Source organism: Microbulbifer maximicatervae (SeqCode) (assembly GCF_052467305.1).
This window is the reverse complement of sequence record NZ_CP174306.1, coordinates 3,736,621-3,761,760: the sequence shown is the minus strand read 5'-3', so window position 1 is coordinate 3,761,760 and position 25,140 is coordinate 3,736,621. Positions and strand designations below refer to the sequence as shown.

The window sequence follows — 25,140 nt, the reverse complement described above, 5'->3', positions numbered from 1 at the left end:
GCATTTTCTTTCATTAGATGTTGTTGTATAAATCAAATTATACTTTTTCCTTAATATTAAAGCCTATGGTTCATCTCTTCCGGATAGCTGCATTTTTTAGTGGTTAATGCCTTGAAACTGCCCGATATTGTAAGCAATATTCCAGTTTTGTACGGCTCGGCTGTAAACATCCAATGTCCTTGTAATTAGTACTATAGATTCTGATTTCATCCATAGCTTTACGGTAGTTCGACGTTTTTCTTTCTTAGCGGAAGTGGGTGGTTTTCTTACATCAATAATATCCACTTGGACATTATTGGAAATCAGCAGATGCCTCACCATCGGATAGGCATGCCACAATAAAATAACTGCCATCGTGTGCCTTAGCGATAGCGGGCAGCATGACATTACTCAGATCGCTGACATCAGACGCTAGCTGCTTGGCCTTTAACGTAAGAACCTTGGCTGCTTGTAGGAGCTGGGTATCAGAAAAGGATTGTCCTTCATGACCAAACTGGTGGGAAAGTTGATCAGGCTCAGCAGGCAATTGATGGAAACGCGCTATGGCAACCAGCGCATGCAATCCTGTGTCGATCCCTGAAACTGCCTCCATCTTACTACTACGCCGCAACATCCATGTTAAATACAACTTTATAGCAAGCAAAAGCCCTGCTATACCATCTGCCATCCCGGAATCATTCCAGAGCGCACGCAGTATAAACAAACTTGAGAATCGATCTCAATAAATAGAAAATAAAATAAAATATAGTTTATGTGACTAACTTATCAGTCATTGTGTAAACAATTCACTTTCTTCGTCGGCCTATGATCTTGCCCCGTTTTAACGGGCACCAAAGTCAAACAGACGAGGTGTCCGTTAAAAGGGGCAAGATCAGTAGGTTTTTGTTCGTTTCGACATACAATGTTCTTTGGTTCAAAAGAGGAAGCTGATGTTTACGTGTACTACTGATCCAGAAGGAATACACTGTTTCTGAGGGCTGCTGTGAATGCACATCGGTAAGCTCGTATTTGGCATCCACAGCTCATACAGCCTTAAATACAGTTTTTCTTTCTCTCCTGACTTCTTGTAGTTGGTGACTCCTAAGGCGCAGCCTACTGCTGTTGATAGCTTGCGCTATTGTTACTGCCAAGTTGCAATATGTTAATGCTGCTATTAATTCCTGTTTGCATCAAATAGATATAGTTGCTGTTACCAAATTGGGAGAGTGTGGCAGTATTTTGTCGCCCACCCTGGGTTAGATCCAGCTCATTATTACTACCTATTTGATGGGCGTATAGGTTAACTCCCTCTCCACCCTGAGTAAGATTGACACTATTAAGATATCCATCCTGTTGCAGTTGCGTTCCGTTACTTGTGCCGCTCAAATTTAAGGTACCAATATTACTACTACCTAATTGATTAATAGTGACTTCATTATCAGCCGTAGAGATAAGACTAATATTGAGTGTTTGTTGCGTCCCAGCTTGCAGAATCTCTACTGTATCATTGTCACTGATACTGTGGACCAGGAAAATCTGGTTGTCTGAACCGGTTTGCTGGAGATGATCTGTTGCGGAGTTTGTCGCGTTAAGAAACACATTGTTTTGATTGCTGTCCCCGCTCTGGGTAGAAGTTAATCTGTTATCAGAGCCGTTATTGGAATCCGCTACTGTAGATTTATTGCTAATACCGGTTTGGTAAAACTGCATTTCTCCCCTGGTAATAGTGTCCTGTGAACTAGTAACTGTATTTCCTGTGCCCTCTTGCGCGATAGAAATAGAAGCATTGTCGGAATTCGTTTGGACGCCTTGAGCGCTATTTTGACTGCCCAACTGGGTATAGTTGAACTGACTGTTGGTAACTGAGCCTTGTAATGAGCTTCCCTGGTTGTTATTACCAATCTGGTAACCACTGGAACTTGTATCTCTTGTGCCTTCTTGTGAAGCAAAGGCGTTGTTACTATCACCGATCTGCGTCTGTAATATGGAGCCACGCAAATTGCTGTCGCTCTGTGTTGCCTCTAGTGAGTTATCGTTACCAATTTGTATTTGCGTAATCTGGTTGCCAATACTGGTAATGTCGCTTTGGTCGGCAGTGGCACTATTATCACTTCCTTCCTGATAGAGAAAAGTATTATTGTTTTCAGCCAGTGAAAATATGGCAGAGAATGAAACTAGAGCGGCGCAAATACCAACCTTGGTGTGCATGATAACTCCTTTCTATGACTGAACAGCAAATAGCAGTTTCTTGAAGTGAGTACTTCTATCATAAATACAGTTTATATGGAGATATCTAGAATTTCATGGCCTATTTTTTCTTATTTATTTTTAAACGTTGTATCTGGAGATGGCTCCCCACTTTATTTAGGAAAGCCATTTAATCCATTTTTTAGTAAAAATAGCGCTATTGTTATCTCCCTGCTGAGCAATGTGTATACTCTCGTTCGCACCCATTTGGGTAAGCATTAGAAAATTATTGTTGCGATCCTGAGTTCAGGTGGCGGTATTTTGTTGGCCAATCTGCATGAGATCTAACTCGTTCATCATTGCGGTCAAAATTAGTGTTGCTATTTCATTAACACTATCTTGGAGTAAATTGATAAGATTCTATTCTCTATGTTGTTCGGCCAAAAGGTCAAGACCAGAACTGAATTGCTATTACCGATTTGAAAAATTACTACAGACATATTTGAGGTGCTATCTTGAACAGAAACAATAAAGTTATTATTTCCCTCCCGGGTCTGGATAATACCTCCTCCAGTATTTCCATTTATCTGACGTGCATCTATATCATTGTGATTTCCAGTTTGTGTCTGGTCTATAAGGTTATTACTAATAGTTGGCTCTGGTGTGTGCATTGTGGCCGTATAGCTTTCTGAGCTACTTAGAGGTTCCCGGGTGGGAATATATTTTCAAGTCATAGTTTCGCGAACAATCGATTAAATTAAAATATAATACCTACTGAACTTGAGGTATTAAATTGTCACTCTAAATGGCGATAAATGGCGATAAATGGCGATAAATGGCGATAAATGGCGATAAATGGCGATAAATGGCGATAAAGGTCGATATGGCTTTGCACTGCAAACTTCGAATCCATCTAATTGCTATTGATGTCTTAATCTGCCTTGGTATTACTCGCATACTGGCTGTTTAGATGTGAATCGATAATCTCAAGAGCGCTACTAATATATCCCTAAATCGATATTTCTATATGGGTCACCTCCTGTGGTCAATGAGCCAGTCGCATCGAGTGTTGTCAGGCCTGGCTGTACCTTTAATTTGTGCGGATAGTAAATTGCTGATCAGAATCTCTGGGATGTTGAAAATAATGACGCTCTAAAAAGTTATTGTGCAGTAAAGAATTCTTAGCAAGTTGGAAAAGTATGGATTTGTTAGGAAAAAATTCCTGGAGAGATGTTGCGACATCTCTCCAGGTGTGAGTATTTGATGCGGGCTTAAATAAAATCAGGTTATCGGTAGGGTGCTTGCTGTTTGTTGATTGCCCCTAAATTCAATTACTGGGAAATGGTGCCGCTATTGTTATCCCCCAACTGGATCGCGGTGATAGTATCGCTGGTGCCAGTTTGAGCAACGGTTAAAGTATTGTCATTGCCGTTTTGGGTGAGGATGGCGGTATTCAGCGTGCCGCTTTGGGTCAGATCTATCTCATTGACCGTGCCGGTCTGGCTCAACATAGCTATTTCACTAACGCCATTCTGCACCGCATCGATCAGATTATCTACACCATTTTGTAGAGCGTACAGGCTGTTGTCGGCGTTATCTTGGTCGACATTTATGTTACTGGAGTCATCCATTTGGATAACTTCCGCCATATGACCGGAACCCGATTGATTAACTACGGCAACATTTATAATATCGCTTTGGGTAACCGATACATAACTATCTGAAACGTTAGTTTGAAAGATTGTAAGATTATGGAAGCGCCCACTCTGAAGGGCAACCGCTGTACTATTGTTTGCATTGTTTATTTCTGCATTGATAGAGTTGCCATTCCCATTTTGTACTAAGTTGTTGGTCTGATTAAAGCTCGAGGCAATGGTGGAGTTGGTAAGGTGGGAATTTCCAGTCTGGGTAAGGCTGCTGATATTGTTGGCGCCGCCAGTGCGATCTTGTACAGTGCCAACATGGGTGTTGCCCGTTTGAAAAATCGTAATGGTAGAATTTGAAACATCAGTTTGGATTGGAGTGGGATCGTTGCTATCGCCATAAGTTTCCGAAATTGCTGTTGAGGAATCCGAATTCTGCTGATTTAAATCGGGGCGGTTACCCTCACCAACAACGGTAAAACTAGCACTGACATTGCTGTTATTCGCTTGAAATGATTCCCCGTCGTTATTATTTCCTTCAATGGCATAGATCACCGTTGTATCTGAATTTCCTGTTTGCATATTTTCTATTTCATTGCCGTTTCCTGTTACATAAACGCCGATAAAGCTAGTGGCGTTGGAAGTCTGAGTGGTTTCTAAGTCGTTGTTGTCACCGATAGCACTGGTTTCTACCGTTGAGTTAGTGTTGCCGTCTTGGGTGCTAAGCGATACATTATTGCTGCCCTCCTGATACTGGCTAATGGTGCTACTGTTATTGCCATTGGTCTGCGATGCATCGACGGAGTTGGTTGTTCCGATCTGGACTTGTTCAATCAGGTTGTCGCTAATCGTGGGGTCGCTCTGATCCGCGTTAGCGGTATTGCCGCTACCATCTTGAAAAAGAATATATTCATTGTTGTCAGCATAGGTGGGGCCACTGATGGCGAGGGCCAGTGCGGTTAGGGGTAGTACAGTCGCGGCGATGGGTAAGATTTTCACAAATAAGTCCTTTATGTTAATTGGCTATGACATATTAATTGCAGTCGCAGCGCTTCCTGCATCACACAGGCGGCATCGATATCCAATTCCGGTGTTGGTTAACAACAAATTAGTCTGCCGTTGTAATTCGCCCAATATCGGGGAATTTTATTGCCTTAATGGAGAGAAGTAGTGAGACTGCTGACTGGCACTGATTTCAAGCCATTATTGTTAGCATGAATACTTGGTTATGCTGGGATATTGACCTTTGACTTCCTTCTCTACAGTCTCTGGACCGAATAAATCCGCGCTATTTGAATCCCGAATTATTGGTAGAAGTATTAAAAGAAGGCGTAGGAAAGGAAATGGGATAAAAGCACTGAAAAACTAGTAATAAAGTAGGTCTGGACGTTTTCGTAAGTGTGTCTATTCTATAGTGATTTTCTAGGATCAGAGCTAGTTGACAGTAGGGGGGGAGTCTATATGCGACGTATACAGACTCCCTTGGTCAATTCATTGTGTAAAAGTAGCGCTGTTGTTATCACCTAGCTGGGTGACACTAATGGTATCGCTAAAGCCGGTTTGAGTAACCATAAGGAAATTACTGTTACCGTCTTGCGAAAGGGTGGCGATATCCTGCTGGCCGCTCTGGGTGAGGTCTATCTCATTTAAGGTGCCGGTCTGGTTCAGTGTTCCTGTCTCACTATCGCCGTCCTGCAGAGAATTGATCAGGTTTTCCTCACCGTTTTGCAGAGCGTACAGATCGTTATCAAAGCTTTGTTGATCCGCATTGATTTCGTTCATATCGCTCATTTGAATCGTTTCTATCGTATGATCAGAGCCGGTCTGTTCCAGAAAAACAGAGTTGCTATCGCCAAATTGGCTGAGGTCAAAACTGTTATTGGAAACCGTCTGTATTATAGCGCCTATGGAGTTGTTGTCCCCCTGCTGCAAAACAATCCCGGTACCGTCACTGGAGTCTGTTACCGAGGTGGACACCACATTGCTATCGCCAATTTGTTCGAAATAGTTGTTTTGCGAGAAGCTGTTGAAGTTGGCAAAGCTGCCAATATTGGAGTCGCCAACCTGGACGATGGTGCCGGTATTATTGGCGCTGCCAGTTTGATCCCCCGTGGTTCCCGTATTGCCATTTCCGGTTTGGAAAATCATAACGCTGGTGTTGGAGCTGTTACTTTGGGTGGTGGAGATAATATTACTATCGCCGTAGCTTTCTGAAATCAGTATCGCTGAGTCGGAATCTACTTGCAGGGACGATGCGATATTGCCATCACCAACAAAGGTGAAATCCATCAAGCTATTCGATAAGTTCTCCTGGAGCGAGATCCCGAAGTTGTTATCCCCATCCATGGTATATAGCTGCGATGTATCGGATGTCGTATCTTGGGTGCCGCCCCCGGTATTACTATTACCCGTTATATATACGCCCATGGTGCTATTGCTGGTAGCCGTCTGCGATGTATCTGAATCATTACTATCACCGGTCAGATAGGCTTCTGCGGTTGAATCAGTGGTGCCATTCTGATCGCTGGTCGAGGTGTTGTTGTCACCTTGCTGGTACTGAATTATCACACCGTTGGTATTGCCGTTAGACTGGGTGGCATCCGCATCGTTGTTGTCACCAATTTGGGTCTGCTCGATCAGGTTGTTAAAAATGGTGGGGTCGCTTTGATCCCCGCTGGCGGTATTGCCGGTACCATCCTGGTAGAGGATATATTCATTGTCATCTGCATGAACCAGACCACTGATGGCAAGGGATAGAGCGGTAACGGCTATAGGTAAAATCTTCACAAGTAACTCCTTTACTTCAACTCGTTATGGGGCATTGACTGCGCCCACAGTACTTCCTGTACAACACAGGTGAAATCTGTATCCAATCCCGGTGTAAACGAACGGCGACTACATTCCGCCTCTACCGTCCGCTGGGCATTGGGGGGTGATTTGATCGGCCCTAAATGGTGAGAGAAGTAGTGAGACTGCTTACTTACACTGGCTCCAAGCCATTGTCATTGGCATTAGTACTTGGATATGCCGGGGCTTTGATCATTGGCGGCTTTCTCTAAAAAGACTCAATGATTCTCTATCTGGTTATTTATTCACCTAATAGGTGAGAATTTACCTCCTTCGTAATGTGATTTGTAAAAAATCACCAAACATTCATTTCTCAATGGTCGTGCCTGTTAATGTCCTTACCCAGTATTGGCAGTATTCGTCATTGTGTGTATAGAACAAAAGTACTGAGATACTAGTAATAAAGACTGAAGGGTAAGGTACGCCTTGAATGAGTATATTCGCTATGACTTAGGTTGCGGTTAAGAATGGGGCAGTCTTACAAGGGCCTACATGACTTATGTAGGCCTTCTAATTTAGCTTACTGCATATAAGTTGCGCTGTTATTGTCACCAAGCTGTGTAACATTGATACTGTCGTTGAAGCCTGTTTGCGTGACCATCAAGAAATTGTTATTGCCATTCTGAGATAAAATAGCAGTATCCTGCTGTCCACTCTGAGTTAAATCTATTTCATTTAAGCTTCCTGCCTGGTTCAGAGTAGCTGATTCGGAATCTCCATCTTGCAGGGAGTTAATTAAGTTGTCTTCACCATCTTGCAAAGCGTAAAGGTTTGCATCAAAACTGCTTTGTTCAGCGTCTATAGTATTCAAATCATCGATTTGTATGATTTCTGCATAGTGAGAAGATCCACTCTGAACAAGAAATGAGTCGTTGCTATCTCCTGTTTGGGTCACTGAGGAATCGCTATCAAAGGCTTGATTTAATAATGTATTAGCATTATTACTTGAGCCTTCTTGAATGATTGAGGCAGTTATATTTGCTGAATCATTATATAGGATAAAGGAGTCATTTTGATCGCCTACCTGTAACAAATAGCTTGTGCTACCGCTGGTGTTGTTTGAAGATGACCCAGAAAAGTTGTCGTCTCCATATTGTTCAATTGTATCATTTTGGTTAAAGCTTGCATTGTGAACAAAGTTGATAATATTTGAGTTGCCTTGCTGGATATTCACAACGCTGTTATCAGCACTGCCATCATCATCAAAGCCGCTAACGACATTCGAGTCACCGGTTTGCTGTATTACAATACTGGTATTAGAGCTGTCTTCTTGAAAAGTAGATGCAATATTATCGTTACCGTTGGTATCAACTATCAAAGATACAGAGTCAGAGTTTTGCTGGAAGGAGCTACCAATATTGTCATCACCAGTGATGGTGAACTCCATTAAGCTATTTGAAGTATTTGTTTGAGAGGAGGCACCAATATTGCCCGAACCTGTAATGGTAAATTCCATTGTGGTGTTACTGGTAGAGGTTTGCTGGGTTGCTCCCTGATTGTTATTTCCAAAAATGGTCATGATTCCGGTGGAATCAGTTGTTCCATTCTGGAAGGCAAAAGCATCATTAGTATCGCCCTCCTCATACTGAATGATTACTCCGTTGGTGTTGCCGTTGGATTGTGACGCTTCAGCAATATTATTATCGCCGATCTGGGTTTGTTCAATCAGGTTATTGGTAATCGTGGGATCACTTTGGTCTCCCATGGCAGTGTTTCCTGTACCTTCTTGATAGAGGATATATTCATTGTCATCTGCATGAACCAGACCACTGATGGAAAGGGATAGAGCGGTAACGGCAATAGGTAAGATCTTCACAAGTAACTCCTTTACTTCAACTCGCTATGGCGCTTTGATGGCGTCCACAGTACTTCCTGTACAACACAGGTGAAATCCATATCCAATCCCGGTGTAGACGAACGGAGACTACATTCCGCCTCTACCGTCCGCCGGGTACTGGGGGGTGATTTGATCGGCCCTAAATGGTGAGAGAAGTAGTGAGACTGCTTACTTGCACTGGCTCCAAGCCATTGTCATTGGCATTAGTACTTGGATATGCCGGGGCTAAGATCATTGGCGGCTTTCTAAAAAAGACTCAATGATTCCAAATTCTGGTGGGCATAAGTGCTCACCGTTTGTCATAGATATTTCTCCTCTGTAATCCGTTTGATTGGGCTCTCCAAAAGTCGAAATCCAGCTCGTTTCAGATATTGGAGCCTTGGAAAAAGTATTGACAATGAGACTCCTCAGGGGAATGAGATAAAAGCACTGAGATACTGGGACTAAAGTCGGAAAATATCTGATATTTTCAGTGTGTTAGGATGTGGCTGCTGGGAGGAGAGTTGGATGATAGATTCTGGGAGATAGCTGTCTGAACATACAAGTTCCTAGAGATTGGCACATGGCTTTACTGCAGAGAAATCGCGGTATTATTACCAAATTAAGTAGTGGTGATGCTATCGTTAATTCCTGCCTGCGTGGGCATTATTTAATTGTTGTTGCCGTTAAATTGTGTTGCTTCAACGTTATTATTGTCACCAATCTGAGCTTGATTTATTAAGTTGTTAGTGGTTGTTTTTTCAATTTGATCTTCAGTAGCAGTGTTGCCAGTTCTTACTTGGTTGATGAGTAAGTATTGTTCGCCAGGGCCTGATGGCCATGATTGATCGAGAGAATGGTAATGGCTAAAGATAGTACCTTGATGGGAAAATCTTGTCAGTCTTTGATTTTTGATTTATAAGAATTGGAGAAGGGGCCCCGCTCAAGCCTGTCGATCAATCCTGATTGATCATCGGCTGATAGCTTTAAATACTTCTGCTACCGGATACTGCTTTTGGACTGATTCGATCTGCTAAACATGGAATGAGGATTAGTGAGACTGCGGACTTACACTGACATCAAGCCATTGTTGTTGGCATTAATGCTTGTCTATGCCTGAGCTGGGACCTAATCAGAGTATTGCGGAAGAAAGTAATTCTGGATATAGGAGAAAAGCACCGAGATTCTAGTAATAAAGTTTATGAGAACCCCATTGGTTCTAGGCTGTTACTTGGTGTTGCCTGATAATTTGCGCTGCAGTTGGTCCTTCATTGGTCCAAGCTTATATATCCATTGCATAACTTGCAAAGTGTGAAGTTTGGCATTTATGGCAGCCTCAAAGACCCCGCTATCGCGATCACAGATTATTGGCTTAACAGCATTGTCGTTGGCAGTCTTTTTGGTGGCCAATGATTTTACGGCCTTCTCCGTCGCTATCCCTGCAATGGAAAAACATTTTAACGCAGATATCTCCACCCTTCAGTGGGTGATTAACGGTTATGCATTGGTGTTCGGGATTTTTATAGTTACTGGCGGGCGCTTGGCGGATATGTTTGGTCGGCGCCGGCTGTTTTTTGTAGGAACCTCAATCTTCATCTTTTTCTCAGTTTTGGGTGGTCTGGCCGTCAACGAATGGATGCTACTGGGAAGCCGGGCATTAATGGGTGTTGGTGGTGCTCTGATGTGGCCCGCTGTGCTCGGCATGACCTATCAGATCATGCCTGATGACCGCGCCGGTCAGGCAGGCGGTTTGATAATGACGGTGTGTGGCTTTGCGAACTCTGTAGGGCCACTGTTGGGTGGTTTCTTTACAGATTTTCTTAGCTGGCGCTGGATTTTTTTTATTAACTTACCCATCGCTTTGGCGGCAATGTTGGTGGGTTGGAAAGTAATTGAAGATGATAAGCCCGATGAGAGCAATGAAAAGGTTGACTATTGGGGGATGGCCTCATTATCAATTAGCCTTTTGGCTTTAATGTTATCTCTGGATTTTGTTATCGATGTAGGATTTAGAAGTCCTTTAGTGATTGGACTTTTAGTAACATCGGTGATTTTCTTTTTGGTATTTGCCTGGGTTGAGCCTCATACTCGCTCTGACCCACTTATTCCCCCGGATGTAGCTACTAATTGGCGCTTTTTTTCTATCTGTGTGGTGACTTTGCTTCTATCGGTCACTTTTGTATCTATGTTGCTTTATATTCCTCAATTTTTAATTAAGGAGTTGAGTTATTCTGCAGTTTGGTCTGGTGCGGGTTTATTGCCGGTGATGATTACCTATGCGGTAGTCTCATATATAGCAGGGTGGCTATATGAATTTTTGGGGGCTCGCCTAATTTTAGCGGGAGCGGCACTCTTTTTAGGTTTGGGAATGTTTTTACTTTCTGGCCTAGTGGTTCGCGATCACTATCTGCACCTGGTACCGGGAATGCTCACTCTCGGTATAGGATTAGGCTTATATTTTCCTACGATAACGACTACTGCGGTTACGGTATTGGGGCCTGCCAGGGCAAGCTTGGCGGCGGCCTTAATTTATATGTTCCAAATTATCGGCGGTGCTATTGGTCTGGCGATGAATACAACGGTTGTTGCGATGGCTCCGGAATTATCTGAGGGTATTGATCGGGCATTTACTGTTAATGCGTGTTTGGCTGCTGCAGCACTGATTGTAAGTTTGCTATTTGTGAAAGGGGATGTTTTCCAGAAGGAATGAATCTGAGCAATAAATAATATAGTTTTCTTAGCTTCTTTCTCTACTGAATGTATATCGCAGAATTGTTACTGCCAATCTGTGAAATGGAGATTGTAGCACCAAAACTTAATTGAATTACCTGGAGAAAGTTATCTGTACCTAGTTGTAGTAACTCAGCACTATTAAAGCTGCCGGTTTGAATGAGATTGATAGTGTTTAGCTCACCCAGTTGAATGATATCTGTATCATCAAAATTACCAGACTGCGTTGAACTTACTTGATTCTGTGTGCCTTGTTGTAGTAACTGTAGTCTTGCACTAAAACCATCTTGTATAGCGATTACTGTATTTTGATCAAATTCCTGGTCTATAGCTGTTTCTGAGGCGGATCCACTTTGGCTAATATCAGCGCTATTATCCGATCCACTTTGTGTGACAACACTACTAACGCCTTCAATAGCGAGTTGTATTGACGTGGCGCTATTGCTTGTTCCTGTTTGTGTTATCTCGGAAAAATTATTGATGTTTATCTGGTTGATTGTGGACCCGTTGTTTGTTCCACTTTGAGATGTAAAGGCCTGGTTGTTTTGAGCAAGATTAACAATTATAGAAGCGCGATTACTCTGTCCTTGCTGGATGGAACTGTTAAATCCCTGAATAGAGTTGCTTGTTTGGATGCTAGTAGCACTGGAATCTGTCAGTTGTACTATTGAGTTGGTATTAAAGGCGCCGTTAGTATTTGTTATCCGGGCAGTGTTGTTATTGCCAAATTGTTGAATTTGATTATTGGTTCCCAGAGACTGTATCAGGGTAATTCTAGTATCAATATTCTGGCTTCCACTTTGGATAATACTGGCAGAATTTGCTATGCCACTTTCTTTATCGATAATCTCAGCTCTATTAAAATTACCTAACTGGCTAATAGAGACATCACTAAGAGCAACATCATCTTGGATAGATTCCGAAAAATTTAGGGTTCCTATCTGCGAGATGTTAGCAGTTGTACCAGTGGAAAGGTTTTGTATGCTCGTAATTTGATTTAGGGATTGTTCCTGACTGATGCTTATAGTGCTAAACAGTGTACTTGTCTGTGAGGTTTCGGCCTTGTTGAGAACATTAAGCTGGGAGACTGATGTCGTGCTACCCAGGCTGCTGGATTGGACTGACATTAGCTCGTTTGATGCGCCTCTCTGCAACTGGATAATAGATCCTTCAGTATTGCCGTTGGATTGCTGAGCCACCACATTATTAAATTCACCATCTTGTGTTTGCATGATGAGATTGTTAATGATGGTTGGGTCGCTTTGGTCCCCTATAGCCCGATTGCCAATACCCTGTTGTGACAGGATATAAGTGTTGGTTGCGAGGGCCTGGCAGCAGAATAGTAAGGTTGATGCCGCGATAAGATAGCCTGGTATGAGCATAATTCCTCCACTGCACAGGCTGGCGTAAATCTTTAACTTAGGCTGTATCTTGCCGGTACTGGGCACCGTGTAATGATTGCCATATAAAATTATGGTGAAAATATAATGGTTTGTATATGAGAGATAAGTACTGAATTACTAGGGAAATAGGTTCAAGCTTTATTCCTGGTTGAGTGTTTGTTTATTGGTGGCTCCGTGTATGTTTCTGTAAATGGAAGTGCTTCCCAATTTGAGTAAACTTGTGAGATACTTCAAGTCCACTTCACCTTTGCCCAGTTTTTTCTGAAAATAGAAATAACCCTATAAAACGTGTGGTTTTTTTCAGGTTATCTACACAGAAAAAAATTCTTCACCCCAGTTAGAATAATTCACAGACTACTCATTTTTTTGTTAACTATTTTTGTTAATTGAGTGAGAATAGGGCTCTTTCCCAATCCCTGGAAATGGAATCTCGGGCGATATCCCGCACTGATGCGGATGACTGAAAAGTCGGCGCTTTTGCCTAGGTTGCGGCGCCGCCGGACAGATAAACCCCTGTGTCCTGCTTTTTTTAGGACGCCTTTGATTCTCCAAGCAAAGCAGGCCTGTCGGGGTGGTCTTGTACTGCGAATTATTTGTGTAGGGAGCCTGGTGTTCCCGTAGTTGGTAAGGAGAATGGATTTTGATACCTATCGTTGACCGCGCGCGCGCGGAGTCTATTGCACCTATTTGGCGTATGCCGTTTCGCCCTTTTTTCTGGGGAGCTGCTCTGTGGAGTATGGTTGCCCTGGTTATCTGGCAGGGGCAGTTATTCGGTTGGCAGATGCCGGCTTTTCGAATGGGGGTAGTCTGGCACTCCCATGAGATGCTGTTTGGGTTCGCGGCTACCGTTGTTGTGGGTTTTCTCGGCACGGCCATGCAAACCTGGACTGGTATCCCCTCGCCAAAGGGAACCCAGCTTATTGCTTTGGTCGGCCTGTGGCTCTTGGCCCGTTTGGGCTACCTGTTGGCGGCGGTTCCTATTTGGATGCCGGTAATTGCTGAAGTCTCCTTCTTCCTGTTCTCAGCGTTTTTGCTCGGAGCCAGGGTGTTGCGAACCAAGCAGTGGCGAAATATGTTTGTATTGCCTGCGATGCTGATGTTTGCCGCATTGTCCGCTAGTCACTGGTTGCTGCCAGGGGCACAGAGCCGAATCGCCTTGCTGGCTTTGCTGTTGGTGACGGCGATTATTCTGATAATCGGCGGGCGGGTTATACCCTTCTTTACGGCGCGCCGCTTTCACTTGAGCCCAAGAGATAAGATACCGGCTGTAGAGTGGGGTACCCATATTGCTGCGGTGGGCTTGTTACTGTCGGTGGCTGTTGGTTTGCCGCAAATGGTTTGGGCCTTTTTTGCGGTCTCTCTGGGTATTTTGCAGGTGATCCGGGTAGTGCGCTGGCACCCTACAAAAATATGGGCAGAACCGATGGTTTGGTCTCTGCATGTGAGCTACTGGTTGGTTATTTTGGGGTGTTTTCTCGCGGCTCTGGCCTGGAGCCAAATTGCCCCTTCCTGGCAGAGTCCCGCCTTGCACGCATTTGCCGTTGGTGGTATCGGCGGATTGATCTTGTCTATGACCAGTCGCGTCAGTCTCGGCCACACAGGTCGGATATTGAAGGCGCCGCGCTTGATGCCCCTGGCTTTTATGGCCCTGGCGTTATCTGCTCTCGCACGTGTGTTTTGGGCACCCGCCCCGAGTGGTTTGCTCGCAGCAATTATTGCCTGGGTAGTCGGTTACACGCTTTTCTTACTGTATTACACCCCGGTGCTTTTCCAGCCGCGCGTTGACGGTCATCCCGGCTAATTCTCTCTATGTGATCTTCAGTTGCTGCGAGAAACCTTATCATCGCAGCAACTGTGGTCGAGTAAAGCCATCATTAACTGGTCTATTCAGAGTCCGCACTAGCTACCTGGGGTAGTTTGTCTACTTTAGGTACTGTTTCCAGTTCCCGGTCCCACTCGGCTTTACTGGCCATAAAGATATGGGCATTAGGCCTTACATCTATTGGGCGATCCAGGCTGCCAGCGGGAACCGCTAAGAGGCCAATTTCAGGATCTTCTCGTGGCACTGCGGAACCGCATTGATTGCAAAAGCTTTTGCTGTGCCTCGTCCCTGCCAGCTTAAAGGTTTTGACTTGTTCTGCACCGGATAGCCATTCAAGTTTCGCTGATGCGAAGAATAGGTTTGCTGCATGGGCTGAACCGGTATCTTTGCGGCAGTAACTACAGTGGCAGAGAAAGAAGCCGCCAAAGTCACCTTCAATTTCGAAGTTAATAGTGCCACATAGGCACGATCCTTTTTGTTCCATTGCTCAATGCTCCTCTGTTTAGTTGTACTTATCGTAATTAGGGGAAACTGTGATTTATTTTGGAAATCCCGGCGTTGGGGTATCAAACCCGTATGGTCCCGCTCAAATAGGGTACTGCTTTGCCTGAGATAATGACCCTGTCCCCGGCGATGGTGCAATTCAGCAGGCCGCCGCGCTTGGAGGCTTGATAGGCGATCAGCTCTTTCTTATCCAGAATTTGTGACCAGTAAGGGGCGAGCCCTGTGTGAATAGAACCGGTCACCGGATCTTCGGCACCACCATTGGATGGCCAGAAGTATCGGGAGATAAAATCGTACCTATCGGATTTTGCCGTAACGACCACATCGTAGGGGGCGAGCTTTCGCAGGCTGCTCGCATCCTGCTGCACATCCAAAACGTCTCGCTCACTATCGTAGATGGCAAAGTAAGCTTGGTTGTTAAGTAACACCTGGCTTGGTGTTATTGAAAGCCCCTTCAGTAATTCCGGCGGTATGCGATCTATGGGTTGTGGCTCCCTTCGTGGGAAGTCCATGGAAATAATTCCATTTTCCCCTCGGCTTATTGTCATTTTGCCCACAGGGGCAGCATGGAGCTGGAGTTGCTCGCATTGAGGGTCTTGAGAAAAAAGAACATGGGCTGACGCCAGGGTGGCATGACCACAAAAATCAATTTCCGTTAACGGTGAAAACCAGCGAATTCCATAACTGGTATCCGGGCGTTTTACCAGAAACGCGGTTTCGGAAAGATTATTTTCTGCAGCGATGGACTGCATTAAATTTTCATCCAGCCAATCCTCAGTAACAACAACTCCGGCTGAATTTCCGTGAAAGACTTTGTCGGTAAAGGCGTTAATGAAATGAATTTCAAGTTCCATATTTGAACTCCATGGTGCTCCAGTTTTTCAGAAGCGCTGGTGGCGGGCGTGATATTTTATACCCCTAAAGTTCACCAATTTATACCTCTGTAGAGCGGCTTGGGATTGGCTTTAACCTGATCTGGATCAGTTTATCCCGGATGTGAGTCACTAGAGTGACTTGTATTTGTTGCGTGCAAATCAGGGGTGTGAAAATGACGGAGTCCGATGTAGCTATCGTAGGTGCTGGACCGGCGGGACTTTCCTTGGCGGTGATGCTCGCCCGCAAAGGGTGTCAGGTGGCAATTATTGAGCGCCAGGATAAGTCGGCGCTGTCCGCTCCCGTTGATGATGGCCGCGAGATTGCTCTGACACATAAATCCTACAAGCTGCTGCAAGAACTGGGGGCTTGGCAGAGATTATCCCCGGAAGAGATTAGCCCGCTAAATGCTGCCGAAGTAGTCGACGGCAATTCCCCTTCGACACTCCACTTTAGCCCGGGAGAGAGGGGGCCTCTGGGTTTTATTGTCTCCAACTCTGCAATCCGGCGAATCTTATATGAGACAGTTTTGGAGACTGAGAATATAACGCTGCTCGATAACTCGACCGTTACCGGGATGACATTGAGTGGCGCCATGCGTCATCTTGAACTGGCAGAGGGGGAGGGCGTGCGCGCTTCCCTGGTGGTTGCAGCCGACAGCCGTTTTTCTGAAGTGCGACGCATGGCGGGAATTGGCGCCGATATGCGCGACTTTGGCCGAGTGGCGATTGTCGGCCCTGTACGCACCGAATTACCCCACGATGGTATTGCCCGGGAGTGTTTCCGCTACGGCTCGACACTGGCGCTGTTGCCTTTGCCCAAGGCAAATATTTCATCGGCCGTGGTTACTGTTCCCGCCAGTCTCTCTGCCCAGATTATGGCGATGGGTAATGAAGAGTTTGCCGGGCACGTATCCCGCGAAAGCGCGTCCCAGCTCGGCGGTGTCGAAGCTTTTGGTGAGCGCCACTGTTATCCATTGGTTGCGGTATACGCACATCACTTTTTCACTGAGCGCTTTGCCTTGGTGGGAGATGCTGCTGTGGGGATGCATCCAGTGACTGCACATGGATTTAATTTGGGTTTGGCCGGTGTGGATACTTTGGCCCGTCAACTGGATAGTGTTAGTCGTCTATATAACCCGGCCAAGCTGACTCGGGCCCTGGCCCGTTACCAGATGCTGCACCGGGTTGAATCCAAGCCGATTTACTCTGGAACTAATAGGGTGGTGGATTTGTTTACCGACGATCGCCTGCCGGCCAAATTGCTGCGTAAAATGGTGTTGCGAGTCAGTGATCGCTTCCCCCCTATTCGAAAAGCAATAGTGCACCAGTTAACTCGCTAGCTTATTTAGAGGCCCCTTAAGAGAGTTTTACTCTTCGTTCTTTTTATAAAAAGTACATGTGCAAGAAAGAAGACGGTATATGAAGGTGGCCTGCTTGCGGGATTTTCTTCCTTTTCTATACTGATTTGCGAGATGGTAGAGACGGCTTTAACCCCTCGGTGAAAACAAATGCCAATTACGGCTTGACTCACCGGGTCAGCACCAATAGAATGCGCAGCCTCTTGAGTGGTTGGGCAGGTCCCACCGCAGGGAAACAAAGATCAACCAGGCTTTGTTTCTTGGAGTTGTTGCGGGGTGGAGCAGCCTGGTAGCTCGTCGGGCTCATAACCCGAAGGTCGTAGGTTCAAATCCTGCCCCCGCTACCAATTTTACCTTCGGGTAAAATATTTGATTGCGCATTTGTTGTTGCGGGGTGGAGCAGCCTGGTAGCTCGTCGGGCTCATAACCCGAAGGTCGTAGGTTCAAATCCTGCCCCCGCTACCAACTTTCCTTTGGGAAACTTTGATTGCGCTTTCGTTGTTGCGGGGTGGAGCAGCCTGGTAGCTCGTCGGGCTCATAACCCGAAGGTCGTAGGTTCAAATCCTGCCCCCGCTACCAAATTCGGGTACCAGTGGTACTTAGGTCGATGCCCGACGAATCGGGCTCCCCTTTTACCTCTGGCGGCATGGCCGGGCGAAGGTCCCAGATTATATCTGCCCCCGCTACCAAATTTTGCATTCGTGCACACTGACTGCACGAATGTGCGGTCAAAGCCCCGTCAGGGGCTTTTTCGTATCTGCAAGAAAAGTTGCAGATATTTTTCGAAGTGGGCCGTAGGCCCATTTTTTGTATGTGGTGACGAGAATGGCGAGCAAACGCGAATTGCTGGAAGAGCTTCTGGCGCCGGTGGTGGCATCGCTGGGGTGTGAGTTGTGGGGTATTGAGTACCAAACCCACGGTCGCAACGCGCTGCTGCGCATTTATATCGACTCCGAAAACGGTATTTCCGTTGAGGATTGCGAGAAAGTGAGCCGCCAATCCAGTGCTGTACTGGATGTGGAAGATCCCATCAGTAGTAAGTACACACTTGAAGTCTCTTCCCCAGGGCTCGACCGCCCTCTTTATAAGCTGGCCCAGTACGAGCGCTTTATCGGCGCCCAGATTGAAGTTCGCCTGCGTATGCCTCTGGATGGGCAGCGTAAGTGGCGCGGACTGCTGGCCGGTGTAGAGGGTGATGAAGTGGTTCTGCGTGTAGATAGTGAAAACGAATACCTTTTGCCGATCGACAGTATCGAAAAAGCAAATATCATTCCCCAATTTACCAAATAACCTGTAGGAGCCTGAGCTCAGGCGATTTTGAGGCACAGTTGCATGAACAAAGAGATCTTGCTGGTAGCCGAGGCGGTATCCAACGAGAAGGGCGTTGACCAGGAGATTATTTTCCAGGCCATCGAAGCGGCATTGGCAACGGCCACGAAGAAGCGCTACGACGAAGATTCAACCATTGAGGTTATCATTGATCGTCGTTCAGGCGATTACGAGACTTTCCGCAGCTGGGAAGTGGTCGGTGATGAAGTCTTGGCTGAGTTGGGTACCCAGTTCACCCTGGAAGAAGCTCACGAAAAAGATGCTGACCTGAAAGCAGGTGATGTTTTCCGCGAGCAGGTGGAAAATGTAGAATTTGGCCGTATCGCCGCACAGACCGCAAAGCAGGTCATCGTACAAAAGGTACGTGAAGCCGAGCGCGCCAAGGTTGTAGACGAGTACCGCGATCGCGTCGGCGAAATGGTTAGCGGCACTGTGAAGAAGGTGACCCGCGACTTTATCGCTGTAGACCTGGGTAATAACGCCGAAGCGCGCCTGCCCCGCGATCAGCTGGTTGGTCGCGAAATTTTCCGACTCGGCGATCGCGTGCGCGCAATCCTGTTGGAAATCCAGCCGGAAGCCCGTGGCCCCCAGCTGATGCTGAGCCGCTCCTGCCCGGAAATGATTATCGAGTTGTTCCGCATTGAAGTGCCGGAAATCTCCGAGCAGGTAATCGAAATTAAAGGCGCGGCCCGCGATCCCGGCCTGCGTGCAAAAATCGCTGTAAACACCAACGACGGTCGCATCGACCCGGTGGGTGCCTGTGTGGGCATGCGCGGCGCGCGTGTTCAGGCGGTATCCAACGAGCTGTCTGGCGAGCGCGTAGATATCGTTCTGTGGGACGAAAACCCCGCTCAGTTCGTTATCAACGCGATGGCGCCAGCAGAAATTGAATCCATCGTTGTAGACGAAGACACCGGTTCTATGGACGTGGCCGTAGCAGAGGAAAACCTCGCAATGGCTATCGGCCGCAGCGGCCAGAATGTGCGCTTGGCCTCCGAGCTGACCCAGTGGCAGATCAATGTCATGAGCAGTGACGAGTGGCAGAGCAAGCAGGAAGCCGAGTCCAGCTCCATCATGCAGGTGTTTATGGACCGCCTGGATATCGATGAAGACGTTGCTGGTGTACTGGTTGAAGAGGGCTTTGCCTCTCTGGAAGAAGTAGCTTATGTACCCATCGAAGAGATGCTCGCAATTGAGGGCTTCGATGAGGATATCGCTGAGGAGCTGCGCGCCCGCGCCAAGGACACCCTGTTGACCCAAGCGCTGGCATCTGAAGAGAAGCTGGATGCATCTGAGCCCCAGGAAGACCTTTTGAATATGGACGGTATGGAGCGCCAGCTGGCATTCCAACTGGCCAGCCGTGGTATTTCCACAATGGAAGACCTGGCAGAGCAGGCTGTCGATGACCTGCTGGATATCGAAGGTCTCGACCAGGAGCGCGCTGCAGCGCTGATTATGAAGGCGCGTGAGCCCTGGTTTGCCGATGACAGCGGCGAAGAAGCTTAAATGCAGCGAAAAATAACTTACGTATAAGTAACCCCCTCCGACCAAGTGACTTTTAGGAGAGAGAATGGCCGAAGTAACAGTTAGTGAACTCGCCAAATCGGTTGGTGCCACCGAAGACCGTCTGCTCAAGCAGATGAAAGAAGCGGGTTTGCCTCACACTTCTGCAAACGCAGTCGTGTCAGACGAAGAAAAGCAGGTCTTGCTCAGTTTCCTGAAAAGCAGTCATGGGGAGCAGGGCGCCGCGCCGCGCAAGATCACCTTGAAGCGCAAAACCACAAGCACGCTGAAGACTGGCTCTGGCACCGGCCGCAAGACTGTGAATGTGGAAGTGCGCAAGAAGCGCACTTATGTGAAGCGCCCTCAAGCTGAGCTTGAAACCGTAGCAGCAGGCGAAGAATCGAGCAGCCCCGAGCAGGAAGCGGCAGTCGATGCCCTGCAAAATGAGCAGAAAAGACTGGAGGCCGAAGCCGAGCGCGCACGCGCAGAAGCTGAGGCAGAAGCTGCACGCCTAGCGGCGGAAGAAGAGGCGCTAGCCAAAGCCGAAGCCGAGGCGAAAGCCAAGGCTGAAGCAGAAGCGAAAGCCAAGGCCGAAGCAGAAGCGAAAGCCAAGGCTGAAGCCGAAGCGAAAGCAAAAAATGAAGTAAAAGCCGATCAAGATGCGGCTAAATCAGAGGATAAGACCGCGGAAAACGTAGTGAAAAAGGCAGAGCCCGCCGCACCAATCCGCTCAAGCTACTCCGACGATATCGAGGCAATGCGAATTGCCGCGATGGAGCGTCGCAAGCAGCAGGCTGAGCAGGAAAAGCGTGAACTTGAAGAGAAGAAAGCTAAAGTAGAAGCTGACCGACGCGCAGCCCAGGAAAAGAAAGAGAAAGCTGCACAGGCTGCACAAGCAGCCAAGGCTAAGCCCGCACCGGCAAAAAGTGCTGAGAAGACCTCTGAGGTCAAGCCAGCTCTGCGTCGCAAGCTGGAGGCAGCATCCACTGCTCCCGCTGAAGCTGATCGCTCTGAGGACGAGCCGCGCAAGCGTCGCGGTCGCCGCTCCAAGTCCGGCCCGAAAAAATCCAGCAAAACCGCTCTGTACGAACAGGCGCTGGAAGTATTTGAGGAAGACGAAGCATCCAAGCGCAGCACGCGCTCCCTGTCTCGTCCGACCTTGAAGGTTAAACCTACGCACGGCTTTAAAAGGCCCACGGAGAAACAGGTGTACGAAGTACAGTTGGGCGAAACCATCACTGTTGGCGAGCTGGCCAAACAGATGAATGTGAAAGCCGGTGACCTGATCAAGCGCCTGATGAAAATGGGCGAGATGGTTACTATCAACCAGAGCCTGGACCGTGAAACTGCACAGCTGATCATCGAAGAGATGGGCCACAAGGTGGTATTCCGCTCTGAGAGCGAGCTGGAGGAAGCGCTGGTTGCCGAGACCCAGGCCAGTGAAGGCACTGAGGTGTCCCGCGCACCGGTAGTTACCGTTATGGGTCACGTTGACCACGGTAAAACCTCCCTGCTGGACTACATCCGTAAGACCAAGGTGGCTTCCGGTGAGGCCGGTGGTATTACCCAGCACATCGGTGCATACCGTGTGAAAACCAGCCAGGGCGAGATCGCTTTCCTGGATACCCCGGGACACGCCGCCTTTACCGCAATGCGCGCCCGTGGCGCCCAGGCAACTGACGTAGTTATCCTGGTAGTGGCTGCTGACGACGGTGTGATGCCGCAGACTGAAGAAGCTGTGAACCACGCTCGCGCTGCCGGTGTACCGCTGGTTGTTGCAATCAACAAGTGCGACAAAGAAGCTGCCGATCCCGATCGTGTTAAAAACGAGCTGGCTGCGAAAGATGTAATTCCTGAAGACTGGGGCGGTGATACCCAGTTTATCAATGTGTCTGCACACACCGGTGAAGGCATCGATGACCTGCTGGAAGCGATTTCCCTGCAAGCAGAGATGCTGGAGCTGAAGGCCAAGGTCAAGGTACCGGCAACGGGTGTTGTAATCGAATCCCGCCTGGAAAAAGGTCGCGGTGTTGTGGCCACCCTGTTGGTACAGAACGGCGAGCTGAAGCGCGGCGATATCATACTGGCAGGTCAGAGCTACGGCCGTGTTCGCGCCATGACCAACGAGCTGGGCAAGCAGGTTAAAGAAGCTGGCCCCTCAACCCCGGTTGAGCTCCTGGGTCTGGACACCACACCCAACGCCGGTGACGAGTTCATGGTGGTTGCGGATGAGCGCAGAGCTCGTGAAGTAGCCGAACAGCGCGGTGACAAAGAGCGTCGCGAGCGCATGCAACGCCAGCAGGCGGCCAAGCTGGAAAACATGTTTGCGAACATGGAAGCCGGCGAGCGCAAAGTACTGCCGGTTGTTATCAAAGCGGACGTTCGCGGCTCCCTGGAAGCTATCCTGGGCGCACTGGCGGATATCGGCAACGAAGAAGTTTCTGTCAACGTCGTGTCCAGCGGTGTAGGTGGTATCGCCGAGAACGATATCAACCTGGCCCTGACCTCCGGCGCTATCGTACTGGGCTTCAACACCCGTGCTGATGTGGCTGCCCGAAAGGTTGCTGAGACAGAAGGCGTAGAGATTCGTTACTACAGCGTGATCTACAACCTGCTGGACGAAGTGAAGCAGGCGCTGTCCGGTATGCTTGATCCGGAAATACGCGAAGAAATCGTGGGTATTGCCCAGGTTCGCGATGTATTCCGCTCACCGAAATTTGGCGCCATTGCCGGTTGTATGGTTACCGAAGGTACCGTCTACCGCAACAAGCCGATCCGCGTACTGCGCGACAACGTTGTGATCTACCAGGGCGAACTGGAATCCCTGCGTCGCTTCAAAGACGATGTGCAGGATGTGCGCAACGGCATGGAGTGTGGTATCGGGGTTAAGGACTACAACGACGTTAAGTCCGGTGACCAGATCGAAGTTTACGATATCGTTAAGGTTGCTCGCGAACTCTAAGGAGTTCCGCAGCGGATCGAGGATAAACCCGCGCGGCGCTAGCCGTGCGGGTTTTCCTGTCTTTAAACCGCCATTCTCAATAGGTAAACAATGGCAAGAGAATTTCATCGCGCAGACCGCGTCGCCGACGCCATGCGCCGCGAGCTGGCCCAGCTGATCCAACACGAGATTCGCGATCCTCGCCTGGGTATGATCAACGTCAATGATGTTGAAGTCAGCCGCGACTTAACCGTTGCTAAAGTTTTTGTCACCCTGGTGGGTGAGGATGATCGCAGCAAAATTAATACCTCTATCGAAGTGCTGAACAAAGCCGCCGGCTTTTTGCGTACGCAGCTCGCGCGCGCGATCCAGATTCGCACTATTCCCCGTTTGCACTTCCGCTACGACGAGACCTCGGTGCGCGGCCAGGCGCTGTCTGCCCTGATCGACAAGGCGGTTAAAGAAGATCGCAAACACCAAGACGACGATAGCGACTCCAACGAAGATTAATCCATGGGCCGCAGACCAAAATGGGGCCGGCCGGTTCACGGCGTGCTGTTATTGAACAAGCCCGCCGGGATTACCGCCAACGACGCCCTGCAAAAAGCCAAACGACTCTTTTTCGCCAATCGCGCCGGTCACACCGGAGCGCTGGACCCCCTGGCAACCGGTGTGTTGCCGATCTGTTTCGGCGAAGCGACCAAGTTTTCCCAGTACCTGCTCGATGCGGACAAGCGCTATCGCAGTACTTTTGTTTTCGGTATGACCACTGCTAGTGGCGATGCCGATGGCGATGTACTGGAAACTAAAGATGCTTCCGGTTTGACTGAAGAAGCCGTGCTGAAAGCGATGGAAGCCTTTCGCGGTCGCATCAAGCAAGTGCCGTCCATGTACTCGGCCCTCAAGCACAAGGGGCAGCCGCTGTATAAGTTGGCGCGCCAGGGCTTGGAAGTGGAGCGCGAGGCGCGGGAAGTAGAGATTTTTGAATTTGAACTGCTGAGCTTTACACCGGGCGCCCAGCCCCGTGCAGAAGTTGAGGTTCACTGCTCCAAGGGCACTTATATTCGCAGTATTGCCGAAGACCTGGGCCAGGCCCTGGGTGTCGGTGCCTATGTGGAAGAGTTGCACCGCAGCGCCGCCGGTCCCTACGTCGAGGCCGATTCAGTGACCCTGGATGAGCTCACAGAGGAGCGCGGTGAGGGAATGGCGGAGGAGTTGGATCACCACCTGTTATCGGTGGATTCTCCCGCCTCTTCGCTGCCCAAACTCACCCTTCCGGACGAGTCTGGTTACTATGTGCGTCAGGGGCAGCCGGTAATGGATTTGCAGGTCTACCGTATCGGTGAAGAAGGTGATATGGTGCGCCTCTTCCTGGAAAATGGCGATTTTCTGGGCGTAGGAGAAATTACTGACGACGGGTGTGTAGCGCCTCGGCGTCTGGTAAGTAGTACTTAAGCAGAAAACGCTATATTGGTGAGAGCCGATAGCGGTTGATGTGAGAGTATTGCAGTGGGCAAAGGAGCCTCTGAATAACTCCGTAATGCCTCTGCGGGCCTTGAAGGCTGCAGATGTTAGGCGCAGCTCGCCGTGAATGGCCTTAGCCCTTTGCAAGAGCTGTAACGCAGCAGCTGTGGCCTTCAAGGCCCGCCCTTCGGGGCTTGCAGAGCGATTCACACTCTGCGTTGCGACTTCTTGAAAGGTCTAGACATTCCTGCGAAGCCGCGCCTTGATTGTGAACCGCTCTGCATGCCAGAGGTATCACGGAGTTGTTTAGAGGCTCCTTAAGTCCACAACAGTGAGTAGCTGGTCTGTAAATATGCACGGGCCAGCCGAATCTTTTAAAGCATATTACGACGAGGTTAATCGTTATGGCACTGTCTGCAGTAGAAAAAGCAGCAATCCTGAAAGAGCACGGCCAATCTGAAGGCGACACCGGTTCTCCGGAAGTCCAGGTAGCCCTGCTGACTGCCAACATCAACAAACTGCAGGGTCACTTCTCTGCGCACAAGCAGGATCACCACTCTCGCCGTGGTCTGATCCGCATGGTAAACCAGCGTCGCAAGCTGCTGGACTACCTGAAGCGCAAGGATCTGAACCGTTACGCACAGCTGATCGCTAAGCTCGGCCTGCGTCGCTAAGACCCTGGAATGCCCGCCTCTGGCGGGCTTTCTTCTTTAATGCTTGCTGAAAAGTGGCGCTGTTG

General features: G+C 48.2%; 18 protein-coding genes, 3 tRNA genes and 1 pseudogene. 13 read left to right on the top strand and 9 right to left on the bottom strand.

All coding sequences use genetic code 11. The features are described 5' to 3' along the window. Positions 1-292: 292 nt before the first annotated feature. The 6 genes and pseudogenes from ACJJI4_RS16435 to ACJJI4_RS16410 all read right to left on the bottom strand — a co-directional run bounded on the left by ACJJI4_RS16435 (position 293) and on the right by ACJJI4_RS16410 (position 8,472). Positions 293-667: a cysteine peptidase family C39 domain-containing protein gene (locus ACJJI4_RS16435; RefSeq protein WP_282931395.1), complete on the bottom strand. Its 375-nt coding sequence runs from the start codon at positions 665-667 to the stop codon at positions 293-295. Positions 668-1,092: 425 nt separating this feature from the next. After that, positions 1,093-2,187, bottom strand: a complete 1,095-nt coding sequence (locus ACJJI4_RS16430) for a hypothetical protein (protein ID WP_444925816.1) — start codon at positions 2,185-2,187, stop codon at positions 1,093-1,095. 156 nt (positions 2,188-2,343) lie between these two features. Next, positions 2,344-2,448 (bottom strand): annotated as a pseudogene (locus tag ACJJI4_RS16425) (hypothetical protein); the annotation flags it as partial. A 1,049-nt stretch (positions 2,449-3,497) separates the two neighbouring features. After that, positions 3,498-4,808 (bottom strand): autotransporter outer membrane beta-barrel domain-containing protein, encoded by a 1,311-nt coding sequence (locus ACJJI4_RS16420; protein ID WP_444925815.1) that lies wholly within the window; start codon positions 4,806-4,808, stop codon positions 3,498-3,500. 492 nt (positions 4,809-5,300) lie between these two features. Beyond that, positions 5,301-6,596, bottom strand: coding sequence for a hypothetical protein (locus ACJJI4_RS16415; protein WP_444925814.1), 1,296 nt, complete (start codon positions 6,594-6,596; stop codon positions 5,301-5,303). 580 nt (positions 6,597-7,176) lie between these two features. Then, entirely contained in the window at positions 7,177-8,472 is a 1,296-nt protein-coding gene (locus ACJJI4_RS16410) for a hypothetical protein (RefSeq protein ID WP_444925813.1), read from the bottom strand. A 583-nt stretch (positions 8,473-9,055) separates the two neighbouring features. Between ACJJI4_RS16410 and ACJJI4_RS16405 the strand changes: the two genes are divergently transcribed. Then, the gene (locus tag ACJJI4_RS16405; RefSeq protein ID WP_444915623.1) at positions 9,056-9,214 is read left to right on the top strand and encodes a hypothetical protein; all 159 of its coding nucleotides are present in this window, start codon (positions 9,056-9,058) and stop codon (positions 9,212-9,214) included. Between the two features lie 585 nt (positions 9,215-9,799). After that, the gene (locus tag ACJJI4_RS16400; protein ID WP_444925812.1) at positions 9,800-11,182 is read left to right on the top strand and encodes an MFS transporter; all 1,383 of its coding nucleotides are present in this window, start codon (positions 9,800-9,802) and stop codon (positions 11,180-11,182) included. Between the two features lie 40 nt (positions 11,183-11,222). Here ACJJI4_RS16400 and ACJJI4_RS16395 read toward each other — a convergent pair whose 3' ends face one another. After that, positions 11,223-12,584, bottom strand: coding sequence for a hypothetical protein (locus ACJJI4_RS16395; protein ID WP_444925811.1), 1,362 nt, complete (start codon positions 12,582-12,584; stop codon positions 11,223-11,225). A gap of 661 nt (positions 12,585-13,245) precedes the next feature. On the opposite strand from ACJJI4_RS16395, the gene ACJJI4_RS16390 reads away from it, so the two are divergent. Continuing rightward, positions 13,246-14,406 (top strand): NnrS family protein, encoded by a 1,161-nt coding sequence (locus ACJJI4_RS16390; RefSeq protein WP_444907373.1) that lies wholly within the window; start codon positions 13,246-13,248, stop codon positions 14,404-14,406. 82 nt (positions 14,407-14,488) lie between these two features. Here ACJJI4_RS16390 and ACJJI4_RS16385 read toward each other — a convergent pair whose 3' ends face one another. Continuing rightward, positions 14,489-14,911 carry a GFA family protein gene (locus ACJJI4_RS16385; RefSeq protein ID WP_444896197.1) on the bottom strand — a complete coding sequence of 141 codons (423 nt, stop codon included), beginning with the start codon at positions 14,909-14,911 and terminating at the stop codon, positions 14,489-14,491. A gap of 82 nt (positions 14,912-14,993) precedes the next feature. Continuing rightward, a complete protein-coding gene (locus ACJJI4_RS16380; RefSeq protein ID WP_444925810.1) occupies positions 14,994-15,785 on the bottom strand; it encodes a PhzF family protein in 792 nt (263 codons plus the stop codon). Between the two features lie 194 nt (positions 15,786-15,979). Here ACJJI4_RS16380 and ubiM point away from each other — a divergent pair, with 194 nt between their 5' ends. From ubiM to rpsO, 10 genes are all read left to right on the top strand, one after another. Continuing rightward, positions 15,980-17,146: a 5-demethoxyubiquinol-8 5-hydroxylase UbiM gene (gene ubiM, locus ACJJI4_RS16375; protein ID WP_444925809.1), complete on the top strand. Its 1,167-nt coding sequence runs from the start codon at positions 15,980-15,982 to the stop codon at positions 17,144-17,146. Between the two features lie 288 nt (positions 17,147-17,434). Beyond that, positions 17,435-17,511, top strand: a tRNA-Met gene (locus ACJJI4_RS16370). Between the two features lie 41 nt (positions 17,512-17,552). Beyond that, positions 17,553-17,629, top strand: a tRNA-Met gene (locus ACJJI4_RS16365). A gap of 37 nt (positions 17,630-17,666) precedes the next feature. Continuing rightward, positions 17,667-17,743 (top strand) — tRNA-Met (locus tag ACJJI4_RS16360). Between the two features lie 246 nt (positions 17,744-17,989). Beyond that, positions 17,990-18,454, top strand: coding sequence for a ribosome maturation factor RimP (gene rimP, locus ACJJI4_RS16355; RefSeq protein WP_108734364.1), 465 nt, complete (start codon positions 17,990-17,992; stop codon positions 18,452-18,454). Positions 18,455-18,496: 42 nt separating this feature from the next. Next, positions 18,497-19,999: a transcription termination factor NusA gene (gene nusA, locus ACJJI4_RS16350; RefSeq protein ID WP_444925808.1), complete on the top strand. Its 1,503-nt coding sequence runs from the start codon at positions 18,497-18,499 to the stop codon at positions 19,997-19,999. Positions 20,000-20,063: 64 nt separating this feature from the next. After that, entirely contained in the window at positions 20,064-22,958 is a 2,895-nt protein-coding gene (gene infB / locus ACJJI4_RS16345) for a translation initiation factor IF-2 (RefSeq protein ID WP_444925807.1), read from the top strand. A gap of 90 nt (positions 22,959-23,048) precedes the next feature. Next, positions 23,049-23,447 (top strand): 30S ribosome-binding factor RbfA, encoded by a 399-nt coding sequence (gene rbfA / locus ACJJI4_RS16340; protein WP_108734361.1) that lies wholly within the window; start codon positions 23,049-23,051, stop codon positions 23,445-23,447. 3 nt (positions 23,448-23,450) lie between these two features. Next, positions 23,451-24,392 carry a tRNA pseudouridine(55) synthase TruB gene (truB, locus tag ACJJI4_RS16335; protein WP_444891928.1) on the top strand — a complete coding sequence of 314 codons (942 nt, stop codon included), beginning with the start codon at positions 23,451-23,453 and terminating at the stop codon, positions 24,390-24,392. A 413-nt stretch (positions 24,393-24,805) separates the two neighbouring features. Beyond that, on the top strand, positions 24,806-25,075 hold the full coding sequence (gene rpsO, locus ACJJI4_RS16330) for a 30S ribosomal protein S15 (RefSeq protein ID WP_252083174.1): 270 nt from the start codon (positions 24,806-24,808) through the stop codon (positions 25,073-25,075). The last annotated feature ends 65 nt before the right edge of the window (positions 25,076-25,140 follow it).